Source organism: Streptomyces sp. 351MFTsu5.1 (assembly GCF_000383655.1).
Taxonomy (GTDB): Bacteria; Actinomycetota; Actinomycetes; order Streptomycetales; family Streptomycetaceae; genus Streptomyces; species Streptomyces griseorubiginosus.
Genome location: NZ_KB911787.1, coordinates 122,419 through 142,576 on the forward strand (window position 1 = coordinate 122,419; position 20,158 = coordinate 142,576).

Sequence of the window (20,158 nt, forward strand, 5' to 3'; positions counted from 1 at the left end):
CCCTGTGCGGTCCGGGTCGGGGTGGCGCGTTCCTACCTCACCGCATATGCCCAGCGGCACACCATCTGGCGCACCCTGGCGAACCCTGGCGAATAGTCCCGGAGCAACTGACACGGGGCTACTGTCAACTCAGCCGAGAACCTGGGGGCTTGACGTGAGCGGACAACCCAACACCCGACTCTCGGACCTGTTCGGCCTGGCCGGCTGGTCCAAGGGTGAACTCGCGAGGCTGGTCAACCGGCAGGCGGCGGCCATGGGCCACCCCCAGCTCTCGACCGACACCTCCCGGGTCCGGCGTTGGATCGACATGGGAGAGATCCCGCGCGATCCGGTGCCGCGGGTGCTGGCGGCCCTGTTCACCGAGCGTCTCGGCCGTGTCGTGACCATCGAGGACCTCGGTCTGGTCCGGCACGGGCGTACGGGGAAACGGCAGGGCGACGGGAACGCTGAAGCTCCCGACGGCATGCCGTGGGCGCCCGACCGAACCGCTGCGGTCCTCACCGAATTCACGGGAATGGACCTCATGCTCAACCGACGCGGCTTGGTGGGCGCGGGTGCCGCGCTCACCGCGGGATCCGTACTCAGCAGTGCCATGTACGACTGGCTGCACACCGATCCGGCCCTCAGCGCCGACGCCCCCCAGTTCGACGACCCCCTGCACGCCGACCCCGCCGGGTTCGACCGTTACGAGGCCGCCCCCATCGGGTCGCAGGAGATCGAGGAACTGGAGCGCTCGGTCGAGGTGTTCCGGGCCTGGGACGCGGCCCGCGGGGGCGGGCTGCAACGCAAGGCGGTCGTGGGCCAGCTCAACGAGGTGGGCGGCATGCTCGCCTACCGGCACCCCGACCATCTCCAGCGGCGCCTGTGGGGCGTCGCCGCCAACCTGGCCGTCCTCGCGGGCTGGATGTCCCACGACGTCGGCCTCGAACCCACGGCCCAGAAGTACTTCGTCATCGCCGCGCACGCGGCCAGAGAGGGCGGTGACCGGCCCCGTGCCGGCGAGGCGCTCTCCCGGGCGGCCCGCCAGATGGTGCACCTGGGCCGGCCGGACGACGCGCTCGACCTGATGAAGCTGGCCCAGACCGGATCGGGCGAGCAGGTCCTGCCGCGCACCAGGGCCATGTTCCACACCATCGAGGCGTGGGCGCAGGCGTCCATGGGCAAGGGCCAGGCCATGCGCCGCACCCTCGGCCAGGCGGAGGACCTCTTCGTCTCCGACCGCGGCGACGTGTCGCCGCCGAGCTGGATGCAGACCTTCAAGGACGAGGACCTGTACGGCATGCAGGCGCTGGCCTACCGCACGCTGGCGGAGTTCGAGCCGGGCGCGGCCGTCCACGCGCAGCACTACGCGGAGAAGGCCCTGTCCCTGCGCAACGACGGCCGGGAGCGGTCGAAGATCTTCGACCATCTGTCGATGGCGTCCGCCTGCTTCATCGCGGACGACCCCGAACAGGCGGACCGGTACGCGCGGTTGGCCCTGATGGCGATGGGCTCCAACTCATCGGGCCGCACCTGGGACCGGCTGCGCCAGATGTACCGGCTCACCGCCGAGTACTCCAGCTATCCGAAGATCGACGAGCTGCGCGAGGAGATCAGGCTGGCGCTGCCGAAGCCCAAGGGAAGGGGTGGCAACAGCCGACGGGCGTGAGTTTGTTATGAAGTCACCTTGGCGATGAGCACGCAGGCGTCGTCCGCGCGCTCGGTCTCACCGAACTCCTCCATGACCATCCGCACACAGTCCTGCGCGGTGCGGGCTCCGCCGAACCGCGGGGCCAGGCCGAGGAGGCGGTTCACGGCAGCCGTGCTGTCGCGCCCGGGCACCAGTCCGTCCGTGTGCAGCAGGAGCAGGTCGCCCGGTTCGAGGGTTTCCTCGGCCTGCGCGTAGACGGCTCCGGAGGTGGCGCCGAGGAGGACGCCGTCGGGGGAGTGCAGCCGGCGCCCCGTCCCGCCCCGGAACAACAGCGGGGCGGGGTGCCCGGCCTGCGCCCAGACCAGGGTGCGGGTCTCGGGACGGTAGCGGCAGCAGACCGCGCTGCCGAGGGCCGGCTGGACGGTCGCGTCGAGCAACTGGTTGAGCAGGCCCATCAGTCGGCCGGGTTCGGTGCCGGCCATCGCCATGCCGCGGACGGCGCCGAGGAGGGTCGCCATGCCCGAGGCCACGGAGACTCCGTGGCCGGTGAGGCCGCCGACGCTCAACAGCGTCTGTCCGTCGGCCAGTTCGAGTGCGTCGTACCACTCGCCGCCGATCAGGGTGCTGGTCGACGACGGCAGGTAGTGGGCGGCGAGGTCCAGGGTCTCGGCGCCCTGGTGCGGGAGCCGCAGGGAGCCACGCCATGGCGGCAGCACGGCCTCCTGGAGCTCGACCGCGAGCCGGTGCTCGCTCTGCGCGCGCTGCCGGTGGCGTTGTAACGAGTCACGGGTCTCGCTCACCGCCCGCTCGGTCCGCCGCAGTGCGCTGACGTCGCGCAGCACGGCCCACATCGAGGCGGTGCTGCCGTCGGCGGCGAGCACGGGCTCCCCCATCATGTGGACGGCACGGACCTCGCCGTCCGGGCGCACGACACGGAACTCGCCGTCGATGCGCTGGGCGTCGACCAGGCAGTCGGTGACCATGGCCGTCAGTCGCGGCCGGTCCTCGTCGAGCACCAGGGAGGGGAGTTCGTCGAGGGTGAGCGGGGGAGCGGCGGGATCGCGGCCGAGGATCCGGTAGAGCTCCCCGGACCAACTCACCTCGTCGGTGAGGAAGTTCCATTCGGCGCTGCCGACCCGGCTGAGCAGCGAGCCGCGCCGGGGAGCGGGCGGCGCGGCTTCTGCGGCGGCCTCCGGGGGCGCGGCGGGCGGGCCGTCCCTGAGTTGCGCCAAGTGGGCGTCCAGATCCCTGAGTTGGTGCAGTGCGAGGTCGTACAGCGCACGCTGCCAGCGGTCCTGGGGGTCCGTACCGTCGCTCGGCGCGTCCCGTCGGACGGCGTCCACGTCGCCCTTGAGCCGCCGCGCCTGCGATATGAGCGCGTCGACCGAGCCGCTTCCGGGGGGCTGGGCGGCTGGGCGGTCCGCGGAGAGATGGGACGGCATGACGCGCTCCGATGCGGGACGGTTCGACCAAGGGGGACGGAGGGACCGTTACGACTGTTGCACAGGCTGCGACGCGCTGTAAGGGATTTGGCGGCACACGATACGGTGGTGCTTCTGGCATATGCCACAGTCTTCGCGGAGCGATCGTACAGGGCGTCTTGTCTACGCCGGTCAGGGTCTCAAGTCGTAGATTGCGTACGTGACTTGACGGGCCGTCGGGGTGGTCGACCCGGTGTTCATTTGTGTGTTCGACGGTCCTGTGTTCTAAGGAGTTTGGCACAGGTGGATCGGGCCGTGCCAGGGGGCGGTTCCTGGGTTGCCCGGAGGGCGGGGACGGTGACGCTTGTTCCGTGTGATGTGATGCAGGTCACAAAAATTCACTGCCGCTCAGCCGTAATGAAACGGCACCTGCGAGGTCGTAACAACACATCGGCACAACCGGGCCGACCTCTCACCGGCAGTGGAGACCGACCATGGACACGACGATCGAGCAGCCCGCCCGCGCCCGACTGATCACCGCGGAGAACCAGGAACTGCCCGTCCCCGCGACCCTGCGCTACAGCTCCGCCGATCCGCTGGCCGTGTGCGTGGACTTCCCGGCCGAGGTCTCCCTGGACGGGTGCAGGGTGACCTGGACCTTCGCCCGGGTCCTGCTGGAAGAGGGGCTGAGCGAACCGGTCGGCGGCGGGGACGTGCACCTGTGGCCGTTCGGCAGCGGCACCACGGTCGTGGAGCTCCACTCGCCGTACGGCCTCGCCCTCCTCCAGTTCGACACACCCGCCCTGCGCAGCTTCCTGCTGCGCACCTACCTGGTGGTCGGCGCCGGTCAGGAGGACCTCGAGGAGGCCGTCGAGCGAGGACTCGGCGCGCTGTTCGGGGGTGTGTGAGGGATCGCGTGTGCGAGGGGCCTCCTGGGCTGGGCACCCGGCGGCCTCAGTACCGCAGCACCCCCGCGATGCCGTCCACCCCGCCCAGCGTGCCGTCCGGGACGAAGCGGACGTCGGCACCGGTCTCCAGGCACTGCTCCACGATCTCGTCCACGATGTCCTCGCGGGCGTCGAGGTCGCCGCTCCCGGCGGGCACCAGGTGGTCGCCGAGAGCGTCGCGGACCGTGACCCGGTAGTTCTCCTCGACCGCGAGCAGCCGCAGCCGGCCCTCTCGGGCGCTCTGCCAGATCTCGTCGACGCCGGCCGCGAACGCCCGCCGTCCACGCGCCGATTCGAGCTCCTGGGTCACCGCCTCGGTGCTCCTGCGGGCCTCCGCGGCGACCAGCGGCCGCACGGCCTGCCACACCGCGTCGGGGGTGCCGTGCGCGAGCCCGCCGTGCGGGAGGTGCACCGCGTCCCCGGCGACACTGCCGATGTCGTCCAGGGCCGACAGGGCCGCGGTCTCGCCGGTGACGTAGAGCGGACGGGGCGCCGCTCGCAGCAGCCGTGCCATCGCGGTGTCGGCGTCCCGCAGGAAGTGGCGCGTGCCCTCGTCCCGGAAGGTGCTCGGCATGTCGCCGATCCGCTCCAGGCGCTCGGCGTCGAAGTTCTCGCGCGTCCGGACCATCGGGAAGCCGCCCGCGTGGTGTTCGGTGACCCGCTCGGGGCCGCCGTTCCACAGCGTGACGCGGTCGGCGGAGACCGACAGCACCCAGAAGGGGCGCTCGGAGGCCTGCGCGGACACGAGGTTGCGGGTCAGGAAGGTGTCCGAGAGCACCACCCGCTCCGGCACGACACGGCTGAGGGACCACACCTGGTGCTCACCCGGCGCCGCGAAGATCGCCAGGCCGTCCTCGGCGTGCGCCAGGTCGATCTCGCCGAGCGCCTGGTCCAGCTGCCGGACGACGTCGACGCGCCGCTCCCTGGGAACGGCGGGATCGGCCTCCAGCCGCTTCTTCGCCTCGGCCACCACATTGCGCAGCCGTACCGGATCCTGGGCGTTCTCGGGTTCGCGGCGGTGGGTCGGCGTCAGCACGGACACCGCGGGATAGGTGCGCGGACGGCGCAGTTCGGAGAGGGTCGCAGGGCTGAGTGCGTGCTCCATAACAGAACCATAGGACCGATTCACCGATCGGGCATTCGGGGCAACTTGATCGGGCGGTCAGGACATTTCGCCCCTGGCGGCGATGGTCCCGGCAGGGGCCTCAGTCGTCGCGTTCGGGCCCGCAGGAGCTGCCGTTCGGCGGCAGGTTGCCGTACAGCAGGAAGTCGTCGACCTTGCGGTGCACACACGAGGAGGAGCCGTAACCGGTGTGGCCCTCGCCCTTGTTGTCGAGGACCACGGCCGAGTCGCCGAGGCGCTTCGCGGTCTCCACGGTCCAGCGGTACGGCGTCGCCGGGTCCCCGCGGGTGCCGACGAGCAGGATCTTCGGTGTGTCGACGTCACGCACCTGCTCGCGTATGTAGTCGGTGCCCTTGGGGCGGCCGTAGCACATCAGGTACTCGGTGAGCCGGTAGCGTCCGAAGACGGGGGACGCCTGCTCGTAGGCGGCCCGCAGCCGGGCCAGGTCCCTGGTGATCCGGTCGGCGCCGGGGCGGTCGGGATCGTCCGCGCAGTTGACCGCCATCAGCGCCGCCGGAAGATTGTCGAACGGGATGTCGTCCACGTCCGCGAGCGGACTGTGCGTCGGGCCGTCGGAGAGCGGACGGGCGCGCGGGAGGAAACCGGAGCCGCCGCCCGCGAAGGCGAGGACGCCCGTGGTGTCGCCGTTCTCCACCAGCTCGGCCAGCGCCCGCTCCAGCGACGGCCACAACTTCTCGCTGTAGAGCGCCTGGCTGATCGCGCCCACGAGGTCCTGGCCGGTGAAGGCGGGACCGAAGTCGGTCGGCACCGGATCCGCGTCCAGGGACGCCACCAGCCGTACGACCTGCTCGCGCGCCCCGCGCGCGTCCGTGCCGAACGGGCAGGCGATGTCCTTCGCGCACCAGTCGATGAAGTCCTCCAGCGCCGTCTGCTGCCCGGCGGCGCCCGCCACGCCCTGCTCGGCCACCGGCTCGGTGAGGGTGTCCACCCCGTCGAGCACCAGCCGGCCCACCTTCTCGGGGAACTGGGCCGCGTACACCGAGCCCAGCCGGCTGCCGTACGAGAACCCCAGGTAGTTGAGCTTCTTGTCGCCGAGGGCCTGGCGCATGACGTCCAGGTCGCGGGAGACGTTCACCGTGCCGATGTGGGGCAGGACGGGCCCGGAGTGCTCGGCGCACTGGGCGGCCGCCTTGCGCAGCCTGTCGAGCACGTCCCGCGGGTCCGTGCTGAGGGCCGTGTCGTCGTCCGTGGCCCGCAGCGCCTCGTCGGTGCCCTCGCCGCAGCTGACCGGGGAGGACCTGCCCACGCCGCGCGGGTCGAAGGAGACCACGTCGTACTCGTCGGTGAGGTCCATGAAGTCGTGGCCCCCGGCGGCGAGTTCGGGTACGCCCGCGCCTCCGGGACCGCCGAAGTTCAGCACCACCGAGCCGCGCTTGTGCTGCGCCGTCGACCGGTAGCGGGCGAGGGCCAGGTCGAGGGTGCCGGCGCGGGGGTGGGCGTAGTCGACCGGGACGGTGATCTTGCCGCACTGGAGGTCCTTGGGTGCCTCCATGCCCACGCACCTCGACCAGTGGATCTTCTGGTGGTAGAAGCGCGACAGGTCGGGCCCGGAGTCGCCCGCGGCCGTCGCCGGCAACCCCGCGCCGAGCAGGGCCAGGCCCACGGCGCCGGAAAGAGTGCACCGTCGCCTCGTCACCTTGGCGAGCATCCATGCCTCCAAGAGCGCCCATCGGCGCCCTCGATCACGATATGCGGCCCTTTGTCGGGTCGCCTCCCGAGAGGCAGGGCCTGATCTACGCCCGCTGGATGCCGATGAGTCGGTTTTGCCGCAAGTTCGACAACCATGTCGCTCGATGGGGTGAAAGGCCGATTAGCCATAACTCTGATGGTTCGCCTGCGTTTTATGCGGTGCGGGTGACTGCCCGCGTCCACGTCTGGAAGGCAGGAACCGATGAGACGGGTTACCCGAAACGGCGTGATCGCCGTCGCCGCCGTGTCCGGGGCGATGGCCGTGACGATGCCCGCGTACGCCGGCAGCGCGGCGGACGGTACGGCGGCGGGCTCGCCGGGGCTGGTCTCCGGCAACGTGGCACAGCTTCCGGTGCACGTCCCGGTGAACGTGTGCGGGAACACGGTGAACGTGGTGGGGCTCCTCAACCCGGCGGCGGGGAACAGCTGCGGCAACGTGGACTCCGGTGGCGGGGTGCCCGGTGGCACCGTGGCGGGCGAGGGTGCCCGGGCCGAGGGTGACAGTGCGGACTCGCCGGGCGTGCTGGCCGGCAACGGGGTACGGCTCCCGGTCCACCTCCCGGTCGACCTCAGCGGGAACTCCGTGAACGTGGTCGGCGTCGGCAACGCGTCGGTCGGCAACGAGTCCGTGAACAGGCCCGACGCCCCGGCCCCCGCCGTTCCGGCCGAGCCCACGCCGGTCTCCCCGCCCCGGCACCACCCCGGCCCACGACCGGCACCGCACGCCCCGTCGGCCCCCGGGACCACGCTCGCCCACACCGGCGCGGACCAGCTCCTGCCAGCGGCTCTGGGCAGCGCCGGGCTACTGCTCGCCGGAGCCGCGCTCTACCGCCGTTCCCGCCCCACCCCCTGACACGCCACCCCGGCCCGCACGACTCCGCCCCGCACGCTGCTGACCCGCCCACGTCCGACCGGCGCAACCCCCGGCCAGGGGCCGCCCGCGACCCCGGGGACCCGCCAGGTACCCCTGGTCTCGGGCACACGCCCTGCGCCCCTACCCCCGGCGCCCCGCCGGGCCCCTGGGGCCAGGTGATCCCATAGGCGCGCCCGGTTTCGGAGGCACGCCCCGCGCTCACCGGTTCCGGGGGTCCCGCTGGGCGCCGCCGGTTTCGGGGACCTGCCCTCGCCCTGGTTCAGGTGACCCGCCAGGCGCCCCCGGCCTCGGAGGCACGCCCCGCGCTCCCGGTCCCGGGGGCCCGGTAGGCGCCTCCGGTCTCGGGGACCCGCCGCCAGGTGCCCCCATCCAGGGGACCTGCCCCCCCCGCCTTGGTTCAGGTGATCCCCCAAGGCGCGCCCCGCGCCGGCGCCGGTCCGGGGGGACCCACCCCCCGCCTTGGTTCAGGTGATCCCCCAAGGCGCGCCCCGCGCCGGCGCCGGTCCGGGGGACCCACCCCCCGCCTTGGTCCAGGTGATCCGCCAGGCGCGCCCCGCCCCCCGGCCTCGTGCCCCCACCCCTCACGTCCGACCGTCCGCCCCCGTCACCCCCGTCCGCCCTCGCCAAGCCCCTCCACCCCCGCCACCCCCGTCAACAGCACCATCCCCGAGTCCCCGTAGTCCGGGAGGGTCGGGTCGGGGGCGATGTGGGTGAGGGTGAGGGCTTGGGTGAGGGGGGCGAAGACCTGCTCGACGGTCTCCGGGTTCACCGGGCAGCCCGGCCACGTCGAGGTCGGACCGATCCGGTAGGTCGGCATGTTCTCCATGAACGCGGCGACCAGGAGCCCGCCCGGCTCCACACAGCGCACGAAGGCCCGGCAGAAGTCGGTGAACTCGGCGAAGTCCTCCGTGGCGCCCTCGGCGACGAAGTGCATCGACGCCAGCCCGTACCCGCCGGGCTCCAGATCCCGGACGTCCGCGTGGACGACCCGCACCTGCGCCAGCGACCCCGCGAGGGTCCTCGGGACGGCGGGATTGAGCCTGCGGCACAGCGCATGGAAGGGCAGCCAGCTGGCGTCGGGCCCGCACACGATCTGCCGTTCCAGGTAGGCCACGTTGCCCGCACCCGCCTCCACGGCGTCCACCTGGCGGCTCGCCGCCGACGCGAGGATCAGCGGATAGAGGTTCGGCCCGGCCCCGAACTCCACCGAGCGCGCCACACCGCCCGGCGGAAGGCGCCGGTAGAACGCCGAGTGGTGGGCGATGACCTCCGCGTCCGACGGGTGCACGTCCCGGTAGTTCTCGGCGAGGTAGTCGGCGACCGGCCAGCGGTCCCAGTCCACGTCGTCGTTGTGCGTCAGCATCTCGGTGTCCACCTCCGCCCGTCGCCCCCTCAGCGCCTCGACCGCAGCCGGAACCGCTTCGTCAGCGCTGTCAGCGTGCCGTTCAGATGGTCTATGTCGTCGTCGGAGTTGAGCGCCGTGATCTGCACCCGGAAGCCGACCCGGTCGCGCGGGACGAGCGGATGCGCGGCGAGCGTCACATAGATGCCCTTCTCCCACAGGAACGCGCCCACCGCGTCGAGGTCGGCCGGATCCGCCAGCGGGATCTCCACGATGGGCAGCCGGTCCGTGTTGAGGGTGTGCACGTCGAGGTCGGCCAGGTGGTCGAGCACCCGCACGGTCTTGCGGTACAGGTCGGCCCGCAGCGCGTCGCCACGGCGGTCGTTGACGTCGAGCCCGGCCAGTGCGGTGGCCAGCGACGCCGTGGGGGAGGGACCCGAGTACAGATAGGGGGCCGCGCTCGTCTTGAGGTGGTTCTTCAGGTCGGTGGGCAGCGCGAGGAACGCCAGCAGCGAGGAGTACGCCTTGGAGAAACCGCCGGCCATCACGATCCCGTCGTAGGACTCCCCGGTGTGCCGCACCACACCGTTGCCGCGCCGGCCGTACGGACACGGTTCGTCCGGCGCGCGCTCCCCGATCACTCCGAAGCCGTGCGCGTCGTCGACGTACAGCGTGGCTCCGCGGTCCCGGCACAGCGCGGCCAGCATGGGCAGGTCGGGGAGGTTGCCCGTCATGCTGTTCACCCCGTCCAGGCAGACCAGACGGGTCGTGCGCGCGGGCACCGAGGAGAGCAACGCGTCCAGTTCCTCGGGGCGTTCGGCGTGGAAGCGGTGCAGGGTGGCGCCCTGGCCGCGGGCGACCACGCAGCCGTCGTACACCGTGCGGTGCGCGCTCGCCTCGACGAAGACGTGGCCGCCGTCCGCCAGGACCGGGATCACCGAGGCGTGGATCAGGGTCAGTGTCGGCAGCAGCAGGGTGTCCGGGGCGTCCAGCAGCGCGGCGAGCCGTTCCTCCAGCACCGGGTACAGCCGTGGGTTGCCCAGCAGCCGCGACCAGCTGGGATGGGTGCCCCAGCGGCGTACCTCGGGGCCGATCCGGGCCGCGATCTCCGGGTCCCAGTCGAAGCCGAGGTAGTTGCAGGACGCGAAGTCGGTCAGCCAGTGGCCGCGGCTGCGGATCCGGCGCCCGCGCACCTCGTCGATCACCGCGTCACTCATCGGACTGGTCCGCCGCAGGTGTTCGAGACCCGCCGTGCGCCGCTCGGCGGCGGCCGACGGCGGGTCACGGCGGACCTGCCGCCCGTTCGTGCCGCCGGCACCCGGTGCGAAGTGCCCGCCCCCCTGCCGCAACGCCCGCTCGCTCTCCGCCACCGTCATCGGCTTGGCGAACAGGAAACCCTGCCCGAACCGGCATCCCAGCCCGGCGAGCATGTCCCGCTGCGCCGGTTCCTCGATGCCCTCCGCGATCACCTGGAGGCCCAGGGTGTCGGCGATGCGGACGATGCCCTCGACGAGGGCGACCTGCCGGGCGTCGCGCGTGATGTCGTCGATGAACGTCTTGTCGATCTTCAGTACGTCGATGGGGAAGTCCCGCAGATAGCGCAGCGAGGAGAATCCCGTACCGAAGTCGTCGACCGCGATGTGCACCCCCAGGTCCTTCAGGGACTCGAGCACCGCCTGGATCTGGGCGTCGCGCCGCAGCAGCACCGTCTCGGTCAGCTCCAGCTGGAGCGAACCGGGAGCCAGCCCCGGTGTCCGCAGGGCCCGGCCGACCTGGTCCAGGAACCCGGCGTCACGGAATTGCCGGGCCGACACGTTCACACTGACGTACGGCGGCGCCGCCGTGCCCGACAGCTGCTGAAGGCCGGCGACGTCACCGACGGCGTTCTCCAGCACCCACGAGCCCAGGGGCGCGATGTGCCCCGTCTCCTCGGCGAGCGTGATGAACTGCTGCGGCGACACGGGCCGGTCCGGGGGCCGCGGCCAGCGCACCAGCGCCTCGAACCCGACGACCTGGCCCCCGTCGATGTCCACCACCGGCTGGTAGCGCAGGGCGAACTCCTGCGCGGCGACCGCCCGGGCGAGCCGGCTCTGCAGATCGTGCCGCTCGACCATGCGGGCACGCAGCATCGGCAGGAAGCGCCGCCACTGCCGTTTGCCCGCCGCCTTGGCCGCGTACAGCGCGAGGTCGGCGTGGCCGAGGAGTTCCTCCGCGTCGCTGCTGTCGCGGGCCGTGGCCACGCCCACACTCGCCGACACGCTGACCGACTCGTCGCCGAGCACGAACGGCCTGGTCAGCGTCTGCACCACCTGCGCCGCCAGCAGCTCGGCGTCCAGCGGCTCGCGTGCGTCCTCCATCAGTACGGCGAACTCGTCGCCGCCGAGCCGGGCCGCCGTGTCGGTGCGCCGCAGGGTCCGGGTCAGCCGGTTGCCCACGGCGACGAGCAGCCGGTCGCCGGCCGAGTGCCCCATCGTGTCGTTGACCAGCTTGAAGTCGTCGAGGTCGATGAAGAGCAGACAGGTCAGGGACGACTCGCGACGGCCCCGCAGCAGCGCGCGCTCGATCCGCTCCAGGAGCAGGGTGCGGTTGGGCAGGCCGGTGAGCGCGTCGTGGAAGGCCCGTTGGGTCAGCTCGTGCTCCAGCCTGCGCTGCTCGGTCACATCGCGCAGGGTCACCACGAGCCCCGCCACGGTCCGTTCGTCCCGGAAGTCGCTGCACCGCACCTCCACCTCGACCCGCCCGGCCCGGTGCCGGACCCACCAGTGGTCGTGGGAGCCCTTCGGCCCGTGATCGCGTACGGCGGTCAGCTCACGGACCGCCCGGGCCCGGTCCCGGGGATCCACCAGGTCCGGCAGACAGGTGCCGACGAGGTCCGTGGTGCCGAACACGGCGGCCGCGGACGGACTGGCGTACCGGATGGTGTCGTCGTCCTCGAGGATCAGGATGACGTCGGAGGTGTGGCGCACCAGGGTGCGGAAGTAGGCCTCGCTCTCCTGCCGGATCACCTCCTGACGCAGCAGGACCCGTTCCATGGCGAGCCCGGCGTGGGAGGCGAGGATCTCCAGGGAGCCGTGCGTCTCGGTGAGCGCCGCCGGGGGACCGGCGACCAGCAGGACACCGGGGTCATGCCCGGCCGGGCGGTCCGGCGAGGTCAGGGGGCACACCTGGACGGCCGGGAGCCCGTCCAGCCGGGCGGCGATGTCGGAGCCGAGCTCGGCGGGGACCACCCGACGGGCCTTGCGGGGGAGCAGGGGCGCGGCCTGCTCGGCGGACAGCACCAGCGTCCGGTGGTCGACCGCCGGGCCCAGCAGCATGTCGACGGCCGACTCGCAGGACCGTACGACGTCCTGCCGCCGTACCGCGGACACCAGGGATCCGGCCGCCTGGCGCAGGGCCAGCTCGCGGGCGACGGCTCCCCGGTGCACCACGAGCATGCCCGCCAGCCGCAGGATGACCAGCAGGAACAGGACGGCCGAGAAGGCCGCGATCACTGCCGTGTGATGGGGGCTGCGGGTGACCGCCTCGTACAGAAGGATCGCGGGCGCGATGAGGGTGGCGGCCGCCAGCATCACCACCCGGTGGGGAGGCGGCAGGGGGGCCTGCTTCTGCGGTACGGCGGCCGTGAGCGCCGCCATCGAGGGGTGCAGGGCGGCCAGGCCCCAGGCCGTGTAGAAGACGATCCACCCGGCGTCCAGCACGGTGCCCGCCTGCCACATGTTGTTCAGCTGGAGGATGCCGTAGGCGATGTCGAAGACGAGCAGCGTCACGGTGCCGACCACCAGCAACTGCACCGACCTGTTGGGTCCGTCGACCGCGCTCGGGGCCAGCAGCCGGGCCAGCAGGGCCAGGACCAGCACGTCACCGAGCGGGTAGGCGATGCTGATGGCCCGCTGCTGCCAGGTCAGACCGTCGACCTCGGTCAGGGGCTGCACCAGGTAGACCCACACGGGCAGCGCCAGGCCCGCCGTCACGATCAGCGCGTCGAGCAGGCTGGGCAGGTCGTGGCCCGCCCAGCGGTAGCGGATGAGGCCGGACAGGCCGACGGCGAAGAGCGGGTAGGTGGTGAGGTAGAGGGCGTCGGAGGGGGAGGGGAAGGGGTTGGAGGCGTGGAAGTACTCCTCCATGACGTTGTAGTACGTGTCGCCCGCGATGAAGGTGAGCAGCCCCGCCGCCAGCGTCCACCAGGGCCAGCGGTGGGCGGGCCGGTGCAGTCGGACGCCCACGAGCACGGCACCGACGCCGACGAGCCCGATCACCGCCCAGAGGGGGGAGCGCGCGGCGGGGACCGTCATGTAGACGAGCGTGGCGACGGCGACGACGGCGACATGGACGGCCATCGGCCGATGGGCCGACTGCAAGGGCGAGCGCCTCCCCCCAGGGGCCTGGAGGAGACCGGGTCTTCCACCTGGTCCGGATCTTTGTTAGATCGTAGGCACGCGGGTGGGGGCCTGCACCCCGGGGAGACCGCTGTCAGCCCTGGTGGAACCGGTGGTGCAACTGCCGTACACGCTCCGTGAACTCGGGCACCGGACCTTCCACCGCCACACCGGGGGCGATCTCGTCGACCGGCAGGGCCCGCACGGGTGCCGCCGGCACGCCCAACTCGCTGAGCCACTCGGCCAGTTGCCGGGAGGAGGCGACGTACACGATGCGGCCCAGGCCCACCCAGGCGTGCGCGGCCGCGCACATCGGACAGTGCTCGCCGGAGGTGTAGACGGTCGCCGCCGCCCGCTCCCGGGGCGACAGGTGGGCCGCCGACCAGCGGGCCAGCTCGAACTCGGGGTGCCGGGTGCGGTCGCCGGAGGCCACCCGGTTGCGGTCCTCGGCGAGGATCTCGCCGTCGGCGCCCACCAGGACCGAGCCGAACGGCTCGTCCCCGGCCTCCAGCGCCGCCTCGGCCAGTTCGACGCAGCGGCGCAGATACGGGAGTTCGGTGTCCTTCACGACCATGACACCGAGCCTAGGAGCTGTGCCGCCCGGACGGAAACGCGTTCCGGCGGTTCAGAGCCACCACCGTGAGGGCCACCACGACCAGGGGCAGCGCCGTCCACGGCAGGGCCCCGGCGCCGGGCCCCGACAGCACCACCCCGCCGGTCAGCGAACCCACGGCGATCCCCGCGTTGTACACCGTGGTCTGGAGCGAGGTGGCCAGGTCCGCCCGCTCGGGACCCGAGACGTCGACCAGCGCCGTCTGGATCAGCGTCGGGGCACCCCCGAAGGCGAGACCCCACAGCGCCACCGAGACCGGCAGCACGCCGGGCACCCCTGCGGCCAGGCCCAGCGTCGGCATCACGGCCGCGCACAGGCCCAGAGCACCGAGCAGTGCCGTCCGGGGACGCCTGTCCACCAGCAGCCCGGTGATCCAGATCCCCACCACCGTGGCCGCTCCGAACAGCAGCAGCACCAGGCCCGTACGCCCGAACCCGGCATGCGCCGCGAACGGGGCGATGTAGGTGTACATCACCTGGTGCCCCACCAGCAGGAACAGCGTCACGGACAGCACTGCCGGGACGCCGGGCAGCACGGCCACCCGGGTGAGCGGCACGCGCGCGTGCGGCGCCTCGCCCGGAAACCCGGGCACGCGCGCGTGCGTCCACCCCACCAGCAGCACAGCGGCCGCGGCCAGCACCCCGAAGGCCGTACGCCAGCCCACCGCTCCGGCCAGCGCCGTCCCGGCCGGAACGCCCAGCGACAGCGCGAGGGTGATTCCGGCGAGGACGACCGCGATCGCCCGGCCGCGCCGCTCGGGCGGCACCATCCTCGCCGCGTAGCCGGCGAGCATCGCCCAGAGCGTCCCGCCCGCGCATCCGGCCACCAGCCGCGCCGCGAGCGTGAGGGTGTACGACGAGGACAGCGCGACCGCCGCGTCGCTCAGCGCGAACCCGAGCAGGGTGCCGACGAGCACCGGCCGGCGCGGCAGCCCGCGCAGCAGTGCCGTGAGCGGGATCGCGGCGGCGAAGGACGCGACCGCGTACCCGGTCACCAGGAAGCCGATCCGGGCCTCGGGGACCCCCAGAGCCGGGGCCATGTGCGGCAGCAGACCGGCGGGCAGCAGCTCGGTCAGCACGGCGGTGAAGGCGGCCGTCGACAGGGCGAGCAGCCCGGACCACGGCAGGGGCGCGGACGCGGGCAGGGCTGTGCCCTTGACCAGGGAAGTGGTGGACATGCGACCATGCTCGGACCTTCACATCAGTGTGAAGGCAAGGGAGCGCGTCATGAGGATCGGTGAACTGTCCCGCCGCACCGGAGTCCCCACCAGACTGCTGCGCTACTACGAGGAGCAGCACCTGCTCGCCCCCGAGCGCGCCGGCAACGGCTACCGGGACTACGGCGAGGCAACGGTCCGGGACGTCCAGCAGATCCGCGGCCTGCTCGACTCGGGCCTGACCACGGAGATGATCCGCGCGATCCTGCCGTACCTGTCGGGGCCGGAGGAGATCCTGCTGCCGCCCGAGCACCTCACTCCGGAGACGGCCGCGCTCCTCCAGTCGCACGTCGACCGCATCCAGGCCCGGATCGACTGCCTGGCCCGCAACCGCGACCGGCTCAGCGCCTATCTGGCGGCGGTGCGCACGGCGGCCGAGCGGCCGTAAACGCCATTGCCGCGCAGGCGTCCGGATGATGGAGTGAGCACATGGATCATGTAGCGGTACTCGCCCTCTTCGACCGGGACATGCGCGAAGGCGCACAGCCGGACGGCCCCGGCGCCCATGTGGACCGGGACGGCCGGGTGGTCCGCCAGGTCGCCGCCGACCAGGGCTGGAACGGCGTCGTCTGGTCCGACCTGGACGAGTCGACCGCCGACAGGGCGATCGCCGACCAGATCGCGTACTACACCGGCCTCGGCCGCGGGTTCGAGTGGAAGCTGTACGGCCACGACCTGCCCGTCGACCTCGGGCGGCGGCTCAGATCGGCCGGGTTCGTCCCCGAGCCCGAGGAGACGCTGATGATCGCCGAGGTCGCCGACCTCTCCCTGGACGTGGCGCCGCCCGAGGGGATCCGGTTCCTCCCGGTCACCGACGAGACGGGCGTCCACCTCGTGGCGGACGTCCACGAGAAGGCGTTCGGCACCGACAGCTCCCGGCTGCGGCACCAGTTGCTCGCCCGGCTCCGCGACGACCCCGAGACGGTGGTGGCGGTCGTCGCGCTCGCCGGTGACGAGCCGGTCAGCGCGGCCCGCATGGAGCTGGTGCCCGGCACCCGCTTCGCCGGTCTGTGGGGTGGCGGCACCGTGGAGGGCTGGCGCGGCCGCGGCATCTACCGGGCCCTGGTGGCGCACCGCGCCCGCGCCGCCGTGGACCGCGGATACCGCTACCTCCAGGTCGACGCGCTGTCCACGAGCCGCCCCATCCTGGAACGCCTCGGCTTCGAGCCGCTGACGACGACCCAGCCGTACGTGTACGAGCCCCGGAGCTGACCGGGAGCCGGCCTTCCGCACCGCCCGGACGCCGTGCCCGGGCCCGCCCGGTCCGTCGCGTCGTCGCCCTGCGGACCCGGTGATCACAGGTCGAGCTGGTACTCCAGCGCCTGGTGCGTCGGTACGTACCCGAGGGCGTCGTTGACGGCGAGCATCGGCGCGTTGCTCTGGGCGGTGTCGGTGCACAACCCGGCGAGCCGCGGGTGCCGTGCACGGGCGTGACGGATGGACGCGGCCTTCATCCAGCGGGCGAGTCCGCGGCCCCGGTGCTCGGGCAGCACGGCGGTGCCGTAGTGCTGTCCGTCGCCCAACCCGTCGCCGCCGACGACCAGTTCGGAGAAGCCGACCACACTGCCGTCGGCCTCGTCCACGGCGGCCACGGTGTGCAGCAGCTCCCCGCGACGCGCGACGGCCTCCGCGGCCGCGACGACCCGGTCCACGTCCCAGACGACCGTCCCGAAGTCCGTGCCCTCCATGGGCATGTCGTCCATCGCGCGCCGGGCGTCGGCGAAGGAACGCGCCAGCTGCTGCGGCACCGTGCCCTCCCACGCGGTCAACCGGTAACCGGGATGGGGGAGTTGCACGAGAGCGTCCAGGGCGTCGTGGTCCAGGTCGGCCAGGGCGAGCCGCGCATAGGTGAGCGCCAGGACCTGCCGGAAACCGCGCGCGGCCAGGAACAGATCGGCGGGGGAGCCCTGCACGGCCTGCGCGATGACCGAACGCCGTCGCTCCGCCTTCGCCGCGCCCACGGCGGCCTCCAGAAGCCGGGTGCCGACCCCGCGCCGCCGCTCGGCCCCGTGCACCGCCAGGTTCAGCTCGGCCAGGTGCTCCTGTCCCTCCCTGGTGAACAGCCGCAGGAAGGCGGACCCGAGGGGCACGCCGTCCTCGTCCGAGGCCAGCCAGGCCAAGCGGCGGCTGGAGGCGCCGGGTTCGGGATCGGCGAGCGGGGTGAGGTGGAAGGACAAGCGGGGCTCCGTCACGGGAAGGGGGAGGGCGGCGAGCGGTCGAAGCTAGCCGCCGGGGCCTGAGGCCCGCAACGGGATTTGACGGGGCCGTGCGGCGGCCACCGCAGTACAGGTCCGTCCCAACCGGCGGTCAACAGCCGGTCAATCCTCGTCGAGGAGACCGGAACGAACCTTTCCGGACTTCTGGATGACATGTACCGTTCAAATTGCCCGGGTATCTATGCGCGTAGTTACTCCCCTCGCCCCACCCTCCCCAACTCCCCACGGAGGTATGCGTCATGCTCGGACTCACCGGATCCCGTCACAGAGCCGGCGCGCTCTTCGCCGGACTCGCCCTGGTCACCGCAGGCGTCGCCGTACAGGCCACCGCCACCCCCGCCGTCGCCGCCACCCCGCACCGGATCCTCTTCGACGACGGTCACGCCGAGGAGGCGGGCAACGCGGACTGGATCATCTCCACCAGCAAGCCCGACCCGCTCGCCCAGGACTCCTCGCCGTCGTCGGAGACGGACTGGACGGGTGCGCTCTCGTCGTGGGGCGTCGCCCTCCAGAAGACCGGGAACTACAGCCTCAAGACCGCGACGAGCGCCCTCACCTACGGCGGCACCTCGGCCACCGACCTCTCGAAGTTCGACACCCTGGTCCTGCCCGAGCCCAACACGCTCTTCACCACTGCCGAGAAGACGGCGATCATGACGTTCGTGAAGAACGGCGGCGGCCTCTTCATGATCTCCGACCACACCGGCTCGGACCGCAACAACGACGGCGAGGACGCGGTCGAGATCCTCAACGACCTGATGACCAACAACAGCGTCGACTCCACCGACCCGTTCGGCTTCTCCATCGACTCGCTGAACATCGGCTCCGACTACCCCTCGGCCATCAGCGACAGCACCGACCCGGTCCTGCACGGTTCCTTCGGCACCGTCACCAAGAGCCTGATCGCCAACGGCACCACCGTCACTCTCAAGCCCGCCGACAACTCCGCCGTCAAGGGCCTGGTCTACCGCACCGGTTACTCCGGGAACACCGGCGCCTTCTTCGCGACCAGCACCTTCGGCAGCGGTCGGGTCGCCTTCTGGGGCGACAGCTCACCCGTCGACGACGGCACCGGCCAGTCCGGCAACACGCTCTACGACGGCTGGAACGACTCCGGCGCCACCAACGCGGCCCTCGCCCTCAACGCCACCGAGTGGCTCTCCGGCGCGAGCGGCAGCAGCAGCGGGGGCGGCACCGGCGGCGGCTCCGGCACCTGCACCGCCGCGCAACTGCTCGGAAACAACGGCTTCGAGTCCGGCAGCACCACCTGGAGCGGCACCAGCGGTGTCATCACCAACTCCAGCAGCCAGTCCGCCCGTACGGGCTCCTACTACGCCTGGCTCGACGGCTACGGCACGGCCACCACCGACACCCTGTCTCAGACGGTGACCATCCCGTCCGGCTGCACCACCGCCGCGCTCAGCTTCTACCTGCACGTGGACACCGCGGAGACCAGCACCAGCACGGCCTACGACACGCTCAAGGTTCAGGTGCTCAACAGCTCCGGCACGGTCCTCGGCACCCTGGCGACCTACTCCAACCTCAACGCCGCCTCCGGCTACACCCAGCGCAGCTTCAGCCTGGCGAGCTACGCGGGCCAGACCGTCACCCTCAAGTTCACCGGCACCGAGGGCTCCACCCTCCAGACGTCCTTCGTCCTCGACGACACGGCACTCAACGTCAGCTGACCGCCGCGACTCTTGTCGGTCACGGTCCGCCCGTCGGTCACCCCTGGCAGGGTGCCGACGGGCGCATCGTGGATGCTGTGGTGCCTTGGAGGGTCAGGGCTAGGCTCGTGGCTGATCACGGTTACCGACGAGGGGGTTCCGAGGTATGAGCGGGAGAGTGACGGCGGTCAGCAGCAATGGGGAGTACTCGTTCACAAAGCCGAACCGGGACAGCGTCAGGTTGCTTGCCGGGCTCGGTGTGGAGGGGGACGTGCACGCCGGTGTGACGGTCAAGCACCGCTCGCGCGTCGCGCAGGATCCCACCCAGCCGAATCTGCGCCAGGTCCACCTGATTCATGAAGAGCTCTTCGCCGAGGTCGGCGAAGAAGGGTTCAAGGTGGCGCCCGGCGACCTCGGCGAGAACATCACCACGCGTGGCATCGATCTGCTCGGTCTGCCGGTCGGGACACTGCTGCGCATCGGCGACTCCGCGGTCCTGGAAGTCACGGGGCTCCGCAATCCCTGCCTGCAGATCGACAACTTCCAGGACGGGCTGCTGAAGCAGGTCGTCGGCCGCGATCAGGCGGGGAACATCGTGCGCAAGGCCGGAATCATGAGCATCGTGAGGGAAGGCGGCGTGGTGCGCCCTGGCGACACGGTAGAAAGCGAACTTCCCAGCGGTCCGCACCGCCCCCTGGACCGGGTCTGACCAGCCTCCAGGACAGGCCATGACCCATCCCGCCTGCGGCGTCGCGCGCCGGCGGCAGGCCGGGGTCGGGCCGAAGTACGAACTCGCCGCCTACGGACTGGAGGAGCGGGGCGGGCTGCTGGACACCGTGCAGTGGTGGCAGGGCCGGTGCCGGCAGGGATTAGGCGGGATGCTGCGGGGTGAGCCCGCCATGGTCCGGCTGCGGGACGGCGGGGCCGTGGACGAGGTGCGGGCCGCGGAGGAGTGGGTGGCCCGGCACCGGCGTGAACTGGGCGCCTTCCTGGACTGACCCGGGCCTGGCGAGGGCGGGTGCT

Annotated in this window: 16 protein-coding genes; 8 read left to right on the plus strand and 8 right to left on the minus strand. The window is 72.0% G+C overall.

The window, feature by feature from the left end; genetic code table 11:
* The first annotated feature begins 154 nt into the window (after nt 1–154).
* Nucleotides 155–1,648, plus strand: coding sequence for a hypothetical protein (locus H295_RS0127320; protein ID WP_020138541.1), 1,494 nt, complete (start codon nt 155–157; stop codon nt 1,646–1,648).
* A 5-nt stretch (nt 1,649–1,653) separates the two neighbouring features.
* Here the strand turns inward: H295_RS0127320 and H295_RS0127325 are convergent, their stop codons facing one another.
* Nucleotides 1,654–3,072, minus strand: a complete 1,419-nt coding sequence (locus H295_RS0127325; protein WP_020138542.1) for a PP2C family protein-serine/threonine phosphatase — start codon at nt 3,070–3,072, stop codon at nt 1,654–1,656.
* Nucleotides 3,073–3,545: 473 nt separating this feature from the next.
* Between H295_RS0127325 and H295_RS0127330 the strand changes: the two genes are divergently transcribed.
* Nucleotides 3,546–3,959, plus strand: a complete 414-nt coding sequence (locus tag H295_RS0127330; RefSeq protein WP_020138543.1) for an SsgA family sporulation/cell division regulator — start codon at nt 3,546–3,548, stop codon at nt 3,957–3,959.
* Between the two features lie 46 nt (nt 3,960–4,005).
* Here the strand turns inward: H295_RS0127330 and H295_RS0127335 are convergent, their stop codons facing one another.
* Both H295_RS0127335 and H295_RS0127340 read right to left on the minus strand, forming a co-directional pair.
* Entirely contained in the window at nt 4,006–5,103 is a 1,098-nt protein-coding gene (locus H295_RS0127335; protein WP_020138544.1) for a hypothetical protein, read from the minus strand.
* A 100-nt stretch (nt 5,104–5,203) separates the two neighbouring features.
* Entirely contained in the window at nt 5,204–6,790 is a 1,587-nt protein-coding gene (locus tag H295_RS0127340) for an alpha/beta hydrolase (RefSeq protein ID WP_028809802.1), read from the minus strand.
* 267 nt (nt 6,791–7,057) lie between these two features.
* On the opposite strand from H295_RS0127340, the gene H295_RS48600 reads away from it, so the two are divergent.
* Nucleotides 7,058–7,684, plus strand: a complete 627-nt coding sequence (locus H295_RS48600; RefSeq protein ID WP_020138546.1) for a chaplin — start codon at nt 7,058–7,060, stop codon at nt 7,682–7,684.
* Nucleotides 7,685–8,309: 625 nt separating this feature from the next.
* Here H295_RS48600 and H295_RS0127350 read toward each other — a convergent pair.
* From H295_RS0127350 to H295_RS0127365, 4 genes are all read right to left on the minus strand, one after another.
* Nucleotides 8,310–9,068: a hypothetical protein gene (locus H295_RS0127350; RefSeq protein ID WP_043218054.1), complete on the minus strand. Its 759-nt coding sequence runs from the start codon at nt 9,066–9,068 to the stop codon at nt 8,310–8,312.
* 29 nt (nt 9,069–9,097) lie between these two features.
* A complete protein-coding gene (locus tag H295_RS0127355; protein WP_020138548.1) occupies nt 9,098–13,384 on the minus strand; it encodes an aminotransferase class I/II-fold pyridoxal phosphate-dependent enzyme in 4,287 nt (1,428 codons plus the stop codon).
* Between the two features lie 133 nt (nt 13,385–13,517).
* Nucleotides 13,518–13,997 carry a nucleoside deaminase gene (locus tag H295_RS0127360; protein ID WP_020138549.1) on the minus strand — a complete coding sequence of 160 codons (480 nt, stop codon included), beginning with the start codon at nt 13,995–13,997 and terminating at the stop codon, nt 13,518–13,520.
* 10 nt (nt 13,998–14,007) lie between these two features.
* Nucleotides 14,008–15,213, minus strand: a complete 1,206-nt coding sequence (locus tag H295_RS0127365) for an MFS transporter (RefSeq protein WP_020138550.1) — start codon at nt 15,211–15,213, stop codon at nt 14,008–14,010.
* 49 nt (nt 15,214–15,262) lie between these two features.
* Between H295_RS0127365 and H295_RS0127370 the strand changes: the two genes are divergently transcribed.
* Together H295_RS0127370 and H295_RS0127375 are read left to right on the plus strand one after the other, a co-directional pair.
* Nucleotides 15,263–15,640, plus strand: a complete 378-nt coding sequence (locus H295_RS0127370; protein ID WP_020138551.1) for a MerR family transcriptional regulator — start codon at nt 15,263–15,265, stop codon at nt 15,638–15,640.
* Nucleotides 15,641–15,681: 41 nt separating this feature from the next.
* Nucleotides 15,682–16,464 (plus strand): GNAT family N-acetyltransferase, encoded by a 783-nt coding sequence (locus H295_RS0127375; RefSeq protein WP_020138552.1) that lies wholly within the window; start codon nt 15,682–15,684, stop codon nt 16,462–16,464.
* Between the two features lie 83 nt (nt 16,465–16,547).
* Here the strand turns inward: H295_RS0127375 and H295_RS0127380 are convergent, their stop codons facing one another.
* A complete protein-coding gene (locus H295_RS0127380) occupies nt 16,548–17,429 on the minus strand; it encodes a GNAT family N-acetyltransferase (protein WP_020138553.1) in 882 nt (293 codons plus the stop codon).
* A 278-nt stretch (nt 17,430–17,707) separates the two neighbouring features.
* Between H295_RS0127380 and H295_RS0127385 the strand changes: the two genes are divergently transcribed.
* From H295_RS0127385 to H295_RS0127395, 3 genes are all read left to right on the plus strand, one after another.
* Nucleotides 17,708–19,156 (plus strand): hypothetical protein, encoded by a 1,449-nt coding sequence (locus H295_RS0127385; RefSeq protein ID WP_020138554.1) that lies wholly within the window; start codon nt 17,708–17,710, stop codon nt 19,154–19,156.
* A gap of 145 nt (nt 19,157–19,301) precedes the next feature.
* The gene (locus H295_RS0127390; RefSeq protein ID WP_028809803.1) at nt 19,302–19,844 is read left to right on the plus strand and encodes an MOSC domain-containing protein; all 543 of its coding nucleotides are present in this window, start codon (nt 19,302–19,304) and stop codon (nt 19,842–19,844) included.
* A 19-nt stretch (nt 19,845–19,863) separates the two neighbouring features.
* Nucleotides 19,864–20,133, plus strand: coding sequence for a hypothetical protein (locus H295_RS0127395; protein ID WP_020138556.1), 270 nt, complete (start codon nt 19,864–19,866; stop codon nt 20,131–20,133).
* Nucleotides 20,134–20,158 lie beyond the last annotated feature (25 nt).